General features: G+C 46.2%; 12 protein-coding genes. 4 read left to right on the forward strand and 8 right to left on the reverse strand.

Features of this window, described 5'->3' with window-relative positions:
* Position 1: 1 nt before the first annotated feature.
* From sucC to fumC, 8 genes are all read right to left on the reverse strand, one after another.
* The gene (gene sucC, locus LRY47_RS11875; RefSeq protein ID WP_295225699.1) at positions 2-1,204 is read right to left on the reverse strand and encodes an ADP-forming succinate--CoA ligase subunit beta; all 1,203 of its coding nucleotides are present in this window, start codon (positions 1,202-1,204) and stop codon (positions 2-4) included.
* A 137-nt stretch (positions 1,205-1,341) separates the two neighbouring features.
* A complete protein-coding gene (gene mdh / locus LRY47_RS11880) occupies positions 1,342-2,322 on the reverse strand; it encodes a malate dehydrogenase (RefSeq protein ID WP_295225701.1) in 981 nt (326 codons plus the stop codon).
* A 74-nt stretch (positions 2,323-2,396) separates the two neighbouring features.
* Positions 2,397-4,622: an NADP-dependent isocitrate dehydrogenase gene (locus tag LRY47_RS11885; RefSeq protein ID WP_295225703.1), complete on the reverse strand. Its 2,226-nt coding sequence runs from the start codon at positions 4,620-4,622 to the stop codon at positions 2,397-2,399.
* A gap of 610 nt (positions 4,623-5,232) precedes the next feature.
* A complete protein-coding gene (locus LRY47_RS11890; protein WP_295225705.1) occupies positions 5,233-6,015 on the reverse strand; it encodes a hypothetical protein in 783 nt (260 codons plus the stop codon).
* Positions 6,012-6,581, reverse strand: coding sequence for a DUF1007 family protein (locus tag LRY47_RS11895; RefSeq protein WP_295225707.1), 570 nt, complete (start codon positions 6,579-6,581; stop codon positions 6,012-6,014). Before LRY47_RS11895 ends, LRY47_RS11890 begins: the two co-directional genes overlap by 4 nt.
* 120 nt (positions 6,582-6,701) lie before the next feature.
* Entirely contained in the window at positions 6,702-9,257 is a 2,556-nt protein-coding gene (locus LRY47_RS11900; RefSeq protein WP_295225709.1) for a bifunctional aconitate hydratase 2/2-methylisocitrate dehydratase, read from the reverse strand.
* A 341-nt stretch (positions 9,258-9,598) separates the two neighbouring features.
* Complete coding sequence (locus LRY47_RS11905; protein WP_295225717.1) at positions 9,599-10,234, reverse strand: cyclase family protein; 636 nt, start codon at positions 10,232-10,234, stop codon at positions 9,599-9,601.
* Positions 10,235-10,517: 283 nt separating this feature from the next.
* A complete protein-coding gene (gene fumC / locus LRY47_RS11910) occupies positions 10,518-11,906 on the reverse strand; it encodes a class II fumarate hydratase (RefSeq protein WP_295225719.1) in 1,389 nt (462 codons plus the stop codon).
* 273 nt (positions 11,907-12,179) lie between these two features.
* Between fumC and LRY47_RS11915 the strand changes: the two genes are divergently transcribed.
* The 4 genes from LRY47_RS11915 to LRY47_RS11930 all read left to right on the forward strand — a co-directional run bounded on the left by LRY47_RS11915 (position 12,180) and on the right by LRY47_RS11930 (position 16,694).
* A complete protein-coding gene (locus LRY47_RS11915; protein WP_295225722.1) occupies positions 12,180-13,046 on the forward strand; it encodes a fumarate hydratase in 867 nt (288 codons plus the stop codon).
* Positions 13,039-13,623 (forward strand): FumA C-terminus/TtdB family hydratase beta subunit, encoded by a 585-nt coding sequence (locus LRY47_RS11920; protein ID WP_295225723.1) that lies wholly within the window; start codon positions 13,039-13,041, stop codon positions 13,621-13,623. The genes LRY47_RS11915 and LRY47_RS11920 overlap by 8 nt, the downstream gene beginning before the upstream one ends.
* Before the next feature lie 382 nt (positions 13,624-14,005).
* Positions 14,006-16,033, forward strand: a complete 2,028-nt coding sequence (locus tag LRY47_RS11925; protein ID WP_295225724.1) for a TolC family protein — start codon at positions 14,006-14,008, stop codon at positions 16,031-16,033.
* A gap of 46 nt (positions 16,034-16,079) precedes the next feature.
* Positions 16,080-16,694, forward strand: coding sequence for a transglutaminase-like cysteine peptidase (locus tag LRY47_RS11930; RefSeq protein ID WP_295225726.1), 615 nt, complete (start codon positions 16,080-16,082; stop codon positions 16,692-16,694).

Consider the following 16,694-nt stretch of genomic DNA (forward strand, 5'->3'; position numbering starts at 1 on the left):
CTTACTTCTTGACAGAGCGTTTGTGCGGCTCTGATTTTGCAAGTTCAACAGCTTTCTGTGCGGCGTCAGCCATGGTATCGCCCGTTACGATGTTGATACCTTTCGCGGATGCGCCCTCTTCCAGAATTTTTCTGCCTTCCGCCACATGGGTTCCATCCAGTCTTACAACTATGTGCCTGTCTCCGGGCACCTCGTCAGACGCTTTCAGAACGCCCTCGGCTATGAGGTCACAGCGGACTATGCCGCCGAATATATTTACGAATATCACCTTGACCTTGGGGTCGGTGAGGATAATCTTAAACGCTTCACGAACCTTATTGACGTCTGCGCCGCCGCCGACATCAAGGAAATTCGCAGGCTGACCGCCAAAAGACTTTATGATGTCCATGGTTGCCATCGCAAGACCCGCGCCGTTGACCATACATCCGATATTTCCTTCCATACTCACATAAGACAGGTCGAAAATGGACGCCCTGACCTCCTGCGGTTCAAGCTCGCCGTAATCCTTCATCTCTTCAATTTTCGGATGTCTGAAAAGAGCGTTGTCGTCAACGGTCATTTTGGCATCCAGACACACTATCTCGCTTTCGCCTGTGACAACCAGAGGGTTTATCTCAAGCATCATAGCGTCGTGGTTTACAAAACACTGATAGAGTCTCTCTGCGATGTCTGCGAACTTGTTCAGAAGGTTTGACGGAAGCCCTATCTTCTTCGCTATCTTGCGTCCGGTGAACTGGGAAAGACCCAGAACGGGACTGATATGTTCTTTAACAATCGCCGCAGGGTTGCTCTTCGCAACCTCTTCGATCTCAACGCCGCCCTCGGAGCTTGCTATGATCATATGCTGCTCTGAGTCGCGGTCTACAAGAAAGCTGAGATATATCTCCTGACGGATATCCGTCGCTTTCTCTACCAGTATTCTGTGGACAATCTTGCCCTCTTCCCCCGTCTGCTTGGTGACGAGTTTCATACCGAGCATCTGGGTCGCCTCGTCGTATACGTCGCCGTATGCGCTGACAACCTTAACGCCGCCCGCCTTGCCTCTGCCTCCGGCATGAACCTGAGCCTTAATGACCCATTTTTCGCCTTTAAGCGATTTAGCCACCCTTAAAGCGTCGCTGGCAGTCGATGCCACTCCGCCATCGGGAACAGGAACACCGTAGGATCTCAAAAGACCCTTCGCTTGAAATTCATGCAAATACATGGCTCACCCTCCTGTAGTCATTACGGTTCAGAATTTTAGCATTTACGTTCATAAATACCTTTTTTGCAACCCTTTTCTGCAAAGGGCGAGCCATGTTTTTTACTTTTAATTACAAGTCAAAATTATTTGACTTATGCTTATTTCAGGAAGCCCAGTCTCTTAAGATCTTCAACAAGACCTTTAACAGAGTTAACTGAAACGTCGAACATTTTTTGCTCATCAGCGTTAAGGTCGACTTCGATGATTCTCTCTACGCCGCCTTTGCCAAGAACAACCGGAACGCCCACATAGTAGCCGTCAACGCCGTACTGACCGCTGAGTTTCGCACAAACTGCAAGAACTCTTTTCTGGTCGCGCAGAACAGCTTCTGCCATCTGGATAGCAGAAGAAGCGGGTGAATAGAATGCAGAGCCTTTTTTAAGCAGAGCAACAACTTCGCCGCCTGCTGCTTTTGTACGCTCAACCATTGCAGTCATAACTTCGTTGGCTTTCGCTTCGCTACCGTATTTTTTGATAAGCTGTTCCATAACCGGAACGCCGTTCACGTTTGCATAGCGAACAAGGGGAACCATTGTATCGCCGTGACCGCCGAGAACCATTGCGTTAACGTCTTTAACAGACACGCCGAGTTCCCATGCGATGAAAGTCGCGAATCTTGAAGAGTCAAGAACGCCTGCCTGACCGTATACTCTTTCAGCGGGAAGTCCGGAAACTTCCTGAAGAAGTGTAACCATTGCGTCAAGCGGGTTAGAGATAACGATAACGTGAGCTTCGGGGCAATATTTTTTAACGCTTTCTGCAACAACTTTGATGATGCCTGCGTTAGTTGTAAGAAGGTCGTCTCTGCTCATACCGGGTTTTCTGGGAAGACCTGCGGTAACGATAACTATGTCAGCGCCTTCAAGACATGCATAGTCGTTAGAACCTGTCAGCATAACGTCAAAGCCGTCAACTCTTGATGCTTCAACGATATCAAGCTGTTTTCCCTGAGGAAGGTCTTCAACGATATCGAACATTACAACATCGCCGAGTTCTTTAAGAGCTGCGAGCTGAGAAAGAACGCCTCCGATATTTCCGCCGCCTACAAGAGCGATTTTAGGTCTGGTGAAGTTAGCCATTTAAGCCCCCTACATTATTTTTATTCGTAGTATAAAAAGGCGCCCGCTCTCTTTAAACGGGCGCCAAAGCTGCATTATATTGAGTCGATTATTTTGTTCAGTGTTGCGCTGGGACGCATAGCCGCGAAAGCTTTTGCTGCGTCGGGTTTGTAATATCCGCCAACATCTGTGGGTTTGCCTTCCGCAGCAGCGATTTCAGACATGATAGCTGTTTCGTTGTCAGCCAGAGCTTTTGCGATGGGTGCAAACTTAGCAGCGATGTCTTTATCTTTTGTCTGAGCGGCAAGAGCCTCTGCCCAGTACAGTGCAAGATAGAAGTGGCTGCCTCTGTTGTCTATTTCGCCTGCTTTTCTTGAAGGCGCCTTGCTGTTTTCAAGGTGTTTGCCAACAGCAGCATCAAGAGCGTCAGCGAATATCTGAGCTTTGTCATTTTTGTAAGTTGCGGCAACGTGCTCCAGAGAGGGAACAAGCGCACAGAACTCACCGAGTGAATCCCAGCGCAGGTGACCTTCTTTAAGGAACTGCTGAACGTGTTTGGGTGCAGAACCGCCCGCACCTGTTTCAAAAAGTCCGCCGCCGTTAAGCAGGGGAACGATTGAAAGCATTTTTGCAGATGTTCCAAGCTCAAGGATGGGGAAAAGGTCAGTGAGGTAATCTCTGAGTGCGTTACCTGTTACAGAGATGGTATCAAGTCCTTTTCTCGCTCTGTCGCAAGAGATCTGGATAGCTTCATCGGGTCTTTTTATGCTGATATCAAGACCTGTTGTATCGAATTTTTTAAGGTAAGCGTTCACCTTTTTGATAAGCTCGATATCGTGAGCTCTTCTGTCGTCAAGCCAGAAGATAGCGGGTGCGCCGGATGCTTTTGCTCTTGTAACTGCAAGTTTTACCCAGTCAAGGATAGGAGCGTCTTTAGCCTGGCATCCTCTGAAGATATCGCCTTTCTTAACTTCCTGAGAAAGAAGAACTTTACCGGATTCGTCAACTATACGGATAGTACCTTCAGCAGGAGCGAAGAATGTTTTATCGTGTGAACCGTATTCCTGTGCTTTCTGAGCCATCAGACCGACGTTGGAAACTGAACCCATTGTTGCGGGATCAAAAGCGCCGTGTTTCTGGCAGTCTTCGATAACTGTCTGATAGATAGTTGCATAGCATCTGTCGGGGATCATTGCGATTGTATCGTGAAGTTTGTCGTCGCGTCCCCACATCTGACCGCCGTCACGGATAACAACGGGCATGGATGCGTCGATGATGATGTCGTTGGGAACGTGCAGGTTGGTGATGCCTTTAGCGGAATCAACCATTGCAAGTTCGGGCTGAACTTCGTAAACAGCCATAATAGCCGCTTCGATTTCAGCTTTTTTATCAGCAGGCAGTTTGCCGAGTTTTGCGTAAACGTCGCCAAGACCGTTGCTTGTGTTAACGCCGATTTCTTTAAATTCAGCTGCGTATTTGTCGAATACTGCTTTGTAGTAAACTTCAACGCAGTGACCGAACATAACCGGGTCGGAAATTTTCATCATGGTAGCTTTCAGGTGGAGTGAAAGCAGAACGCCCGCAGCTTTCGCTTCTTCGATAGTTTTAGCGAAGAACTCACGGAGTTTTGCAACGTCCATGTGTGTGGAGTCGATTATTTCGCCTGCCTGAAGAGCAAGTTTATCTTTAAGAACCTGAACAGAACCGTCTTTGCCGACGAATTCATATTTCACGTTAGTTGCTTTTTCCATTGTAACGGCTGTTTCATTGCCGTAGAAGTCGTTAGCATCCATATGAGCAATGCGTGTTTTTGAATCGGCAGGCCAGGGCTTCATCATTCTGTGAGGTTTTTTCTGTCCGAATTTTTTAACGGAAGCAGCAGCCCTTCTGTCGGAGTTACCTTCGCGCAGAACGGGGTTAACAGCAGAACCGAGAACTTTTGCATATCTTGCTTTGATCTCTTTTTCAGCGTCAGTTTTAGGCTCTTCGGGGAATTCGGGTACGTCGTAACCTTTGGAACGAAGTTCAGCTATAGCCTCTTTAAGCTGGGGGATGGATGCTGATATGTTGGGGAGTTTGATGATGTTCGCTTCGGGTTTCTGAGTCAGCTCGCCCAGCTGAGTCAGGTAGTCTTCAACCTTCTGGTCGTCTTTCAGGTTTTCGGGGAAGTTTGCAAGTATTCTTCCGGAAAGGGAGATATCCCTAGTTTCAACGGAGACACCGGCGTTTTTAACGAACTGCTGCACTATGGGAAGCAGCGAATAGGTCGCCAGCGCAGGTGCTTCGTCAATTTCTGTCCAGATAATGAGTTGCTTTGACATGATTTCTCCTTTTGCGATTTGTTATTCGACTTAATCCTCTTCTCTATCGTTATATGTTACCCGTTTTAGTAAAATCTTAAAAGCGGTGATGCGCTTTCAAGAAATGTGCCGCATGCAGAACGTTCCGATTCGCCTGCTCATTTAAGACTGTCGCGGAGCGTAAAAGTTTTCTTGGCGACTTCTATAATGCTATTATTTTTTATAACTGTATACAGTATACTGTTATATATTTTACTAAGTTTTTGTCAAGCATTATTGCCCTTTTCTATGATAAAACATTATTTAAATTTTATTTTCCTCACACTGCCAATCTTTTGCAAGTGGAATTTTTTTAACATACCAAAATGCGTCTGACAAACCTCTGAAATGCCTGCCAAGAAAGAACTATAGAATATATTGAATATTTCAATATCAAATTGAAATATTGTTACAAAAATCACATTCAAGTATAAACCTTGTTTTAAAATGGCGACTTTGATAATAAATATTAAACGGTGTTTGTATTTGAAATGAGCTGCATCTTAAAAAACATCATCGGTTCGTAATTTTTTTACAGAAAGACCGCGGATGTCTTTTAACAGAATAAAAGCACAGCTGAATTGTTAACAGATCAATGCATCAGATAAAGCAGAACTCCGAAAAACGACAGACATAAAGCGGAAAAACGCGTAATAAGTTGATATTTATCTTCAAAAGATGAAAAAAGACCCTTTCCGGCATAACCTGCCGTAACAGACGCCAGAGAAGTGGTCACCATCATCCCCAACGTCAGAGCAAGCGTACCCGCAAAAGCCATAACCGGCATTCTTACAGCCAGAAAAAAAGTGCCTACAGTAAAGGTCGCAGGACACGGTATCATTCCGGAAATAAAGGTAAAAATTAAATTACCCTCTTTGCGTGGCTCCTGCTTTCTGAATGACGCGGCAAACAGATACAGACCGAAAAGTATAAGCGAAACCGAGCTTACCGATGCAAATACATTACCGTAACTGTCTATCGCACCGCTAAGATGCATATCGGTCAAATAATATACGCCGAAAACAAGACACATCGACATCAGTCCATGGAACATTCCGGACAAAGCACCGACAAAAGCCGCTTTAACGCCCGAAATTCCTCTCGAAACAGTATAGGCGGAAACGGCTGCCTTGTTATGCCCCGGACCGGCCGCATGCACCAATCCGTAGACAAACGAGAACAGCACAATCAGAAACACTCCTTTCGATGAGCCAGTAGCGCGATACTCTGCCGCCTTTCCGGTTATAGTGCTTCTCAGACTGTACTGCATCTCTGTCAGATGAGAAAGAAATCCTGACCAGACGTTGCTTTTATAAAGCGCATACAGCACCGCTGCCATCGCCATAGCCAACAATGCAGCAAATATTTTTTTCATTTTTTACCCCTAAGCATGACCGCATCCGGACTTATCTGTCCGAAGTAGTATTTCAAGGAATCAAACACGGCTATTTTCGCAGTAACTTTTTTACTGTCTCCGCCGGAAACGGATGCAGAATTCACCTTTACGCTGTTGTAATATGCAGGGTCATAGATCAGGATATCAGATCCGGAAACAGGAACCGCCACAGACATCTCCAATCTGAATCCGCAGGAAAGCCTGCCGTTTATGACATTCGGCATAAAATCAGTTGCTCTGGTGAATTTGACAGTATTCTTTCCGTTTCTTATAAAAGTAAAATAGGAACTCTCCGAAAATTGGTCAAAATACCCCTTTTTGAATGCAGCAACCTCGTCGAGATCAAGCCTGCCGTTACGGTTTTTATCGTAATCCATGATCATCATGGCTGAAAACATATCATCAAACAGCCAAGACTGTTCTATCGCAGTGATCCGACCCTGACCAGTTTCTATGGAAACATCCACATCAACAAAGACGTGCGGATGCGCAAATACCGGGGCAGCTGTCAGAATAATCAATAATGTAACTAAAAAAACTTTCATAATAAACGGATTCGGAACTCCCTTCTTAAGTTCGACAGAAACATATCAGATAAATATCATTTATTTACAAAAAAAGCCCGCCTTTTAAGGGGCGGGCTTTATGATTAGAACTATCTAACCTTAGAATGCTACTGTTTCGACATATGAAAGTTCAAAATCGCCCATTTTATCGAACTCAAGATATTTGTATATCTCAGCCGCTTTCGGAGCAACTTTTGTGTTCATATACTCGAAGTATTTATCAACAGAAGGGATTTCGCCCAGAACAGCGGCAATGGCTGTCAGCTCGGCAGAACCGAGGAAGACGTTTGCGCCGTCGCCTATTCTGTCGGGGAAGTTTCTTGTTGATGTGGAAAGAACTGTTGCGCCGGGAGCAACGCGACCCTGATTACCCATGCAGAGTGAGCATCCGGGAAGCTCTGTTCTTGCGCCGACTGATGAGAAGATGCTGTAGTAGCCTTCTTCCTTAAGCTGCATTTCGTCCATCAGCGTGGGAGGAGTGAGCCACATGCGTGTTTTGGGATAAGGAACGCCTTCCCATATTTTACCTGCCGCGCGGAAGTGACCTATGTTTGTCATACAGGAGCCGATGAAGGTCTCATCAACTTTTGTTCCCGCAACTTCGGAAAGAAGTTTGACATCATCGGGGTCGTTGGGGCATGCAAGGATAGGTTCTTTGATGTCCGCAAGGTCGATTTCTATTACAGCGGCATATTCAGCGTTCGCATCTCTTTCGAGCAGAACGGGATTTTTAAGCCATGCCTCACAGTCGTCGATACGTTTCTGCAGAGTGTTGGCATCCTGATAGCCTGCTTTTATCATCTTTTTCATCAGTGCGATGTTAGATTTAATATATTCGGCAACTGATTTTTCGGAAAGTTTTATAGTACCGCCTGCGGCTGAACGCTCGGCAGTTGCATCAGTAAGCTCGAAAGCCTGTTCAACAGTGAGGTCGGGAAGACCTTCCATCTCAAGGATACGTCCGTTGAACACGTTTACTTTGTTCTTTTTGGGAACGGTGAGCAGACCCTGTTTGATAGCCCAGTAAGGAATAGCGTTCACAACGTCGCGAAGAGTGATGCCGGGGTTCAGTTTGCCTTTGAACTTAACAAGGACTGATTCCGGAACGTCAAGGGGCATGAAGCCCAGAGCGCCTGCAAAAGCAACCAGACCTGAACCCGCGGGCAGTGAAAGACCCATGGGGAAACGGGTGTGGGAGTCGCCGCCTGTTCCCAGTGTGTCGGGAAGCAGAAGTCTGTTAAGCCATGAGTGGATTACGCCGTCGCCGGGGCGGAGCGCAACGCCTTTTCTTGCCGCAACAAAATCGGGAAGAGATTTGTGCATCTTAACGTCAGCAGCCTTAGGATATGCCGCTGTGTGGCAGAATGACTGCATGAACATGGGTGAAAGGAACTCAAGACAAGCGAGTTCTTTGATCTCATCTCTTGTCATGGGACCTGTTGTATCCTGTGAACCGACTGTGGTCATTTTGGGTTCGCAAGCCGCTCCGGGAAGAACGCCTGCAAGTCCGCAAGCCTTTCCGATTATCTTCTGTGCAAGAGTGTAGCCCTGACCGGGTTTTGCAACCGGGTTCTCTGCAATAGTGAACACTGTTGTTTCGCCGAGACCGAGAGCCGCTCTGGCTTTGCCTGTGAGCTGACGTCCGATGATGAGGTTAAGACGTCCGCCTGCTCTGTATTCGTCTTTCAGAGTGGCAGGTTTAACGGTGAAAGTGGAAAGCACTTTGCCAGCTTCGTCTTTTATCTCGCCTTTTTCTGTATTGATAACGATAACGTCGCCTGTGTTGAATGCGTCAACATTACAAGCGATGGGAAGACCGCCTGAATCCTGAGTGGTGTTGAAGAAGATAGGCGCGATAACGTTACCGATGATTGTACCGCCGTTCTTTTTGTTGGGAACAAAGGGAATCTCGGAACCTATTCTCCACATTACGGAGTTGCAGGCAGATTTTCTTGAAGAACCGGTACCCACAACGTCACCAACGAAAGCCACTTCAAAGCCTTCAGCCTTGTACTGCTCCATTGTTGCGTTGCCGTCGGGGAATCTTGTTTCGCCCATTGCAAGCGCGTGAAGAGGTATGTCAGGTCTGCTCCATGCGTGTTTTGCAGGGGAGAAGTCGTCTGTGTTTATCTCACCGGATACCTTGTATACTTTAACTTTGTACTCTTTGCGCAGTTCAGGTTTGGATGTGAACCATTCAGCATCCGCCCATGATTTAAGAACCGCCATAGCGTTAGCATTTGTTTTTGAAAGAGCAACCACTTCGTCGAAAGCGCCGTAAACAAGGATTGTTTTCTTAAGTGCTTCTGCGGCTTCCGCGCCGAGTTCAGCGTCTGTCAGAAGTTCCACGAGGGGTTTAACGTTGTAACCGCCGAGCATTGTTCCAAGAAGGAATACTGCTCTTTTTTTGTCGATAAGGGGGGATTTGGTTTCGCCTTTTGCTACTTTTGCAAGCCAGTTCGCCTTAACTTCCGATGCAGGGTCAACACCGGGTGCGACTCTGTTTTCAATAAGATCCACAAGCTCTTTTGTAGCGGAAGACTGCTCAAGAAGTTTGCAAACTTCGGCAGTGAATTCGGGTGTGAGAGGCAGAGCAGGGATGCCCATTTTTGCCCTGTCTTCAACCTGTTTCAGGTATTCCTGCATCAATGACATAAACATACTCCTGTATTTAAGGACGGAATACGACCTTTTGTTGTATCAGATTGTATTCTGTATACAATTTTCCCTCGGGTTTGTCAAAATGTTTTAGAACATTTTTCTAGTGATTCCGGTTTTAACACAGGCAATCAAAGCATATTCGGAAGCTATACACAATTAAATATTTGATAAATATGATTAATGAGACACTACTTACATTTAAACGCTATTATCTTGTCAAAAAATTAACTATTAATTCAGAACGCTTACTCAAAACGGACATTAACATAAAAACAATAAGAGATAAGTTTTTGATATATTGAGAAATCAAAACGGATAGTAATGAAATTGATATGTCAGCGGAGAAATGCCGCCGCCCTGACAGGCGAACCGTCGCCCTCTTTTATGTTCAGAGGGAAAATTCCGATGTCAAAATCCTTTCCCTCAAGCCTCTCAAGACCTTTCAGATTTTCACAGATGAATATATTTGCCGCAAAAAGGATGCGGTGAATATCAAGATTGAAACAGTCAACACCGTCAACGGATATCATATCACACGCAACACCCTTAACACCTGTTGATACCAGAAACTTAGCCGCTTCGGCATCCATTACCGGAAAGTTTTCAAAATATTTCTCATCACCCCAATATTTGTCCCATCCGCTCTGAAATACTGCAATTTTTGAGTCTTTCAGCGCCTTTTCATAGGGTTTCAGATGGTCTGAAGTGATTTTGCCTTTGACACTTCTGACATCTATGAGGCACCCTTTGCCGTAAAGGTCGTTCAGGTCTATCTGTGAAAGGGTCTTTTTGTTTTCAAGAACGTGTGCCGGAGCGTCCATATGGGTTCCTGTGTGGGAGACCATAGTAATGAGCTTTTCGGCAAACCCATGCTCCGCAACAGTATTAGCCTGTTTCAGAACAGGTGCTTCCGTACCCGGGTAAACTGGCATCCCTTCTGCAATTTCGTGTGTGAGGTCAATGATTTTCATACGCGGTTTTTAAGATGAATATAGTGGAAAGTCAAGGAAGAAAATCCACCCAAACCCTCCTTTGTCAAAGGAGGGCTTTCAGATCCCCCTTTAATAAAGGGGGACTGAGGGGGATTTACATTTATGAAATGCGAAGTTTATAAGCAGTAAAAACGTCAGGATTACGTTCGTGGAATGAATGAAACCTGCTTTGCAGGTTGAATGAAAGGAACGTGAGCGCAGGGAGGCTATGCCGAGTGGAGCGTTAGCGGGATTTCCCAAGGAGGGGAAATCCCGCATAAACTTATTTAGGTCCGGTCATGTTTTCAGGTATAACATACTCATCAAACTGCTCTTCCGTAAGGAATCCCAGTTTAACAGCAGCCTCTTTCAATGTGGATTTGTCCGCATGTGCTGTTTTGGCTATCTTTGCCGCCTTGTCATATCCGATATGCGGGTTGAGTGCCGTGACCAGCATCAGAGAATTTCTGAGATTGTGGTCGATTTTGTCCCTGTTCGCTTTTATGCCCACCGCGCAATGCTCATTGAACGACAATATAGCATCTGCCAGCAGTTTGACCGATTGCAGGAAGTTATAGATTATCACGGGTTTGAACACGTTCAGCTCAAAGTTGCCCTGACTTGCGGCAAAACCGATGGTGGCATCGTTGCCGAACACCTGACATGCAACCATAGTAACCGCTTCCGCCTGCGTAGGGTTCACCTTTCCGGGCATAATGGAGCTGCCCGGTTCGTTCTCAGGTATCTCAAGTTCCCCTATTCCGCATCTGGGACCTGAGGCGAGCCAGCGCACGTCGTTTGCTATCTTCATCATGTTGGCTGCAAGCGCTTTGAGGCTTCCGCTGGCGCCTGTGAGCGCGTCATGAGATGTGAGTGCCTGAAATTTATTGGATGCAGATTTGAATTTTTTACCTGTAAATTTGGATATCTCTTCCGCCGCCATCACAGAGAGTTTCGGATGCGCGTTAAGTCCTGTTCCCACCGCAGTACCGCCGATTGCAAGCTCGCGCACATGCTCTATGCACTCGGTTACCTGTCGGATATTTGTATCAAGCATTGCGACATAGCCTGAAAATTCCTGACCCAGCGTAAGAGGGGTCGCATCCTGAAGGTGTGTCCTGCCTATCTTAACGATCCCTGAAAATTCGTCGGATTTCTGTTTCAGCGTGTCGCGCAGAACAGCTATCGCAGGGAGCAGGTCGTCCTCCACAGCTATCACCGCGGCGATATGCATAGCCGTCGGGAAAGTATCGTTTGAGCTTTGGGACATATTGACATGATCGTTGGGATGTATCAGCCTTTCCGAACGAAAATCACCGCCCATGATTTCAGTGGCGCGGTTGGCTATAACTTCGTTTAAATTCATATTGGTCTGTGTTCCGCTGCCTGTCTGCCATATGGCAAGGGGGAACTGATCTTCCAGTTTTCCGGCGAGTATTTCGTCACAAGCCTTTGTAATGGCTTCACATTTCTGCTCTTCAAGTTTGCCCAGACGGTTGTTCACCACCGCCAGAGAACGCTTAAGCACAGCAAACGCGCTGATAAGGTTAACGGGCATTTTTTCCCAGCCTATTTTGAAATTCTCAAGGCTCCTCTGTGTCTGCGCTGCCCAGTAAACATCTATCGGGACATTGATTTCTCCCATAGTGTCCTTTTCTTTCCTGTACTGCATAACTGCCCCCGGATTATTTATATGATTAATTATACTATATGCCTCTTTTTTCTCCAGAGAAATAGTTCATCACCGGATTTTAAAACTCCGTTCAATAAATATCCTTGTTTTTTGGGCGGGTTTTGAGTAATAATATCGGGTATTTTGGTTAACATTAGGGCAAAACCGATTTACAAAACAGAGACCGATACCGTCTCCGCGAGGAATAATATGACGAAGCGGTCTCATAAGTAATTCTTTGTACTACCAATAAATATCTATTGCGAGGTGGCTATGGAACTCAAAAACGCAATGCTTGAGCTGATCCGCAGAGCTTCCACCGATCTCTCCCCCGACGTGGAAGCGGCTCTCGTACAGGCATACGACAGAGAGGACGACGGCACTCCCGCCAAAAGCGTTTTCGGAACAATACTTGAAAACGTGAAACTGGCCAGGGAAGCGTCAACCCCCGTCTGTCAGGACACAGGTTCGGTGATAATGTACATCGACTTTCCCGTGGGACAATCTGAAAAAGTTTACAAAGAGGCTGCCGAGGCTGCCGCTATGGAAGCGACAAAACTTCAGTATCTGCGCCCCAACGCCGTTGACCCCATCACAGGCAAAAACTCCGGCAACAACGTCGGCGTTAACGCTCCCTACCTTCACTTCCACCAGTGGGACAAGGACGAGGTGAGAGTTCGTCTTATGCTGAAAGGCGGCGGTTCAGAGAACGTCGGCGCACAGTATAAACTTCCCGATTCAGGACTTAAAGCAGGACGCGACCTGAAAGGCGTTAAAAAAGTCGTCATCGACGCTGTGAACAAAGCACAGGGTCAGGGCTGCGCACCCGGTATCATCGGCGTGGGCATCGGCGGCGACAGGGTCACATCCTATGCGCTTTCCAAAGAGCAGTTCTTCCGCAAGCTGGGCGAACCCAGCACAAATCCCGACCTTGCCGCTCTTGAAAAAGAGCTTTACGAAGACCTCAACAAGCTGAACATCGGTCCTATGGGCTTCGGCGGAAAAACAACCTGCCTCGGCGTAAACATCGCCGCACAGCACAGACACCCCGCAACTTTCTATGTTGCAATCTCATACACCTGCTGGGTTTACAGAAGGAAGCAGATGATTATTAAAGGAAGCGAGGTGACCTATGATTAAGCTCACTACACCTATTTCTGAGGAAACTGCAAGATCTCTGAAAGTGGGCGACGAGGTTCTGCTTTCAGGCACCATCGTAACCGCAAGAGATGCCGCACACAAACTTATGGTGGAAGAAAAACCGGATTTCCCCCGTCCTTATATGAAAGACGGTGTGATATATCACTGCGGACCCGTTGTTAAAAAACATGACGACGGTTCATACAGCTTTGTTGCCGCCGGTCCCACAACATCTACCCGCGAAGAGCCTTATCAGGCGGCAGTATGCGAAGAATACTCTGTCAGAGCCGTTATAGGCAAAGGCGGAATGGGTCCCAAAACACTTGAAGGTCTGCAAAAAGTAGGCGCTGTGTACCTGCACGCTGTCGGTGGCGCCGGAACACTCATCGCCAAAAGATGCACGAAGGTCGAAACCGTTTTCAAACTTGAAGAGTTCGGTACTCCCGAAGCCTTCTGGGTTGTTCAGGTTGAAGACTTCCCATGTGTCGTCACCATGGACAGCCACGGCGGTTCGCTCCATAAAGAGATCGCCGCAAAATCCGACGAAGTAGCCAAAGAATTAATGGGGCTAAAATAAGCACTTTCTGAAAGCCCGCTTAAAAAAGCGGGCTTTTTTTTGATCCTCGGTACTAATCACATCCCCGCCAAACATATTAAAAGCCACGAAACGTTACCTACCATTTCTGGTATGTAAATTTTTTTTAATGCAGACCAAAAGTGTCCGTAATCTCCTTTTTTCCCTGATAATTACTCCATTGCGGCAATAAAGAAATTGTTAACAAAAGTGCCGTTTTTGTCTATCAAAAATAGTAGTTATTTCTGTATAATTATTGACAAACAAGGACTTTTAACAAAAAAACATTACTTTATTATTCATGAAAGCTGTGTTATAGATGCTTTAACATTTGATGACCTGCAAGCCACAAATGTTACATTATTTATGACAAGATGAGGTTTCGATGCTTATTATGTTTCGTTTTACAATTATAGTGATGGCTGTTCTGGTGGCGCTGCCTCTTTTTGCCGCTGACAAGCAAACTACAAAACTTAAGGATGTCATGACGGAGATTTCAAAAACCAGTCCCGAGATACGGGAATCCGTCAACGTATACGATTCTCTCAACGCAGAGCTTAAAATGGCAAAAACGGGGTACAATCCGGTCATATCCGCATATCTCTCCGGAGGCAAAGAGATAACCGACGGTGTTGATACGGACAACAAAAGAGAGGATCTCAACGCCACAAGCGCAACTATCAGCCTTAAACAGAATATATTCAACGGCAGCGGCACTGTTAACTATGTGCGTGAAACAGAGGCTCGCGTGATGTCAGCATCATACGATGTTCTCAACACTGCAAATCAGGTGTTTCTGTCAACTGCAGAAGCATACATAACCGTATTACAGGAGAAAGAACTTCTGGATATCGCGCTGGACAACGTTACAACTCAGGCGCAGATACTTGCACAAATTCAGGAAAAGACAAAATCCGGATTCGGAAAGATATCCGACCTTACGAACTCGCAGGCGAGACTGGCGCTCTCCCGTGCAAATTACATAGCCCAGCAGCAAAACCTTAAACAGGCGCTGGTTAAATTTCACCGCCAGACAGGAAGATTCCTTTCCTCTGATGAGTTTGAAATTCCGGATATGAGCTACAATCTTCCTAAATCCGCCGAAGAAATGGTAGATATTGCATTCGTTAACTACCCCGCCATAAACGTTTCCGATTACAACATTGTTGCCAAAAAATACGGCAAAAAACGTGTTAACGCACAGTATTACCCTATAGTGGACTTTGAACTTAAAGCCACTCACAATGACAATACAGGCGGCGACAAAGGTTCAACTGACATTCAGTCCGCAATGTTCTCAATGAATTACAACTTCTATGACGGCGGAAAACGCGGAGCCGAAAAGCAGCTGCGTACCGCTGAAATGATGAAGGAATATGAAAGAAGCTACATCGAGCGCAGAAACCTTATAGAGTCCGTAAGGCTCGCATGGAACATTAAAGAGGCGGAAGAACTCAAGATGCCGTTCCTTAAAGACTACGTTGACCTTACACTCAAAACCCGCGATGCTTTCGTTGAAGAGAACAAACTGGGGCGAAGAAGCCTTACGGAAGTTCTCAACATAGAAAACGATTACAACACTTCAAAGACTGCAATAACAAAATCTAAATACACCATCATGATAGCATACTTCAGACTGCTTCAGTCCACCGGTATTCTCATCAATGAATATGACAAAGACCTTGCAAAAAAAGTCGGTCTGCCCGACAGAATAAAGCTGAACACTCTGGAAGATTACGGAAACCTTGACCACAACAGGGATAAGGACGATGCGGACGACAGAAAAGACCAGTGTCAGCAGTCGATGGATCCGAAAACTGCTCCTTACGGATGCGAAGGCAGTGAAGGCATCAACATCGGATACACAGTCCCCGTAACTTTTGAGCCTTACATCAAACCGAAAAACGGCGACGATTCGCTGGAAGCACTCACTGTGATCCCTTCCGGCACAAAAACAGTTATAACAGAAGATGCGCTCGGTCTGCCGGAAGCACTGCCGACACCCGTGAAGCCAAAACCCGTTCCGCCGAAAACTTCCTCAAAAAGACTTCTTGACCCTTCTCAAAAAGAACAGACAATAGTACTCTCCGGCGATTCTTTCAAATCGGGGAGTTTTGAACTTACAGATGAGGCAACGGCTGAGATACTGCGTATAGCCAAAGAGCTTCGCGGACTTAAAGAGCCGTATATACTTAAAATTTACGGACATACGGATAACAGTCAGACTGTCGAACAGAGCAAGGAAATATCAAAACTGATGGTTATGAAAGTTCATAACAGATTTTTAGAGCTGGGAATTCCGAAAAGTGCTATGCTAGGATATGGCAAGGGCAGCAGTATGCCCGTTGCATCAAATGATTCGGTAATTTCCAAAGCCAAAAACAGGCGGATTGAGCTGAAAATAATTAAATAATGTAGGTGTTATGCGTTTAACCGCTTTGACGTGCGTCTTATTGGCGATGCTGTTTGTTGTCTCCGGCACTATCGTTGCCGCGTCAAAGTTTTATGTGCCTGAGAACGTATATTCGCAGTATGCGAAAAAATACGGATCGCAGGCGGAGATAAGACTGAATGCCCTTATTGACCTTATGGACAGTCTGGCAGACGCCACAGACGACAAAAAGGTCATAGAAGTTAACAAGTTCTTCAATCAGGTACAATATCAGACTGATATAAAGACCTGGGGACAGAGCGATTACTGGGCAAGCAGACTGGAATTTCTGGGCGTCGGAGCGGGCGATTGCGAAGACTATGCAGTTTCAAAGTTCCTAACCCTTCTCCAGCTGGGTGTTCCACAGGAGAAGCTGTTCCTCACATACGTTAAATGGAGGGACATATCACATATGGTTGTAACCTATTATAAGGAACCCAACACTGTCCCCTTCGTTCTGGACAACTACGACAAGTCTATCCAGCCCGCAACAAAAAGAACGGATCTGGCACCCGTATACAGCTTCACGGCGAATGACCTCTTTCTGCAGAAGCAGCAGGGTCTCGGTAAAAGGGTCGATCCGTCACAATCGAAAAACCTGAATAAACTTAAGGCAATAGATCTTGAGATCATGAAGAGGTAG

The sequence above is a fragment of the Seleniivibrio sp. genome, assembly GCF_021209385.1.
In the GTDB taxonomy this organism is placed as follows: domain Bacteria; phylum Chrysiogenota; class Deferribacteres; order Deferribacterales; family Geovibrionaceae; genus Seleniivibrio.

Bases quoted from the DNA above. Each gene is read 5' to 3' on its own strand.
- sucC (WP_295225699.1), bottom strand. From the start codon at position 1,204: ATGTATTTGCATGAATTTCAAGCGAAGGGTCTTTTGAGATCCTACGGT.
- mdh (WP_295225701.1), bottom strand. From the start codon at position 2,322: ATGGCTAACTTCACCAGACCTAAAATCGCTCTTGTAGGCGGCGGAAAT.
- LRY47_RS11885 (WP_295225703.1), bottom strand. From the start codon at position 4,622: ATGTCAAAGCAACTCATTATCTGGACAGAAATTGACGAAGCACCTGCG.
- LRY47_RS11890 (WP_295225705.1), bottom strand. From the start codon at position 6,015: ATGAAAAAAATATTTGCTGCATTGTTGGCTATGGCGATGGCAGCGGTG.
- LRY47_RS11895 (WP_295225707.1), bottom strand. From the start codon at position 6,581: ATGAAAGTTTTTTTAGTTACATTATTGATTATTCTGACAGCTGCCCCG.
- LRY47_RS11900 (WP_295225709.1), bottom strand. From the start codon at position 9,257: ATGTCATTGATGCAGGAATACCTGAAACAGGTTGAAGACAGGGCAAAA.
- LRY47_RS11905 (WP_295225717.1), bottom strand. From the start codon at position 10,234: ATGAAAATCATTGACCTCACACACGAAATTGCAGAAGGGATGCCAGTT.
- fumC (WP_295225719.1), bottom strand. From the start codon at position 11,906: ATGCAGTACAGGAAAGAAAAGGACACTATGGGAGAAATCAATGTCCCG.
- LRY47_RS11915 (WP_295225722.1), top strand. From the start codon at position 12,180: ATGGAACTCAAAAACGCAATGCTTGAGCTGATCCGCAGAGCTTCCACC.
- LRY47_RS11920 (WP_295225723.1), top strand. From the start codon at position 13,039: ATGATTAAGCTCACTACACCTATTTCTGAGGAAACTGCAAGATCTCTG.
- LRY47_RS11925 (WP_295225724.1), top strand. From the start codon at position 14,006: ATGCTTATTATGTTTCGTTTTACAATTATAGTGATGGCTGTTCTGGTG.
- LRY47_RS11930 (WP_295225726.1), top strand. From the start codon at position 16,080: ATGCTGTTTGTTGTCTCCGGCACTATCGTTGCCGCGTCAAAGTTTTAT.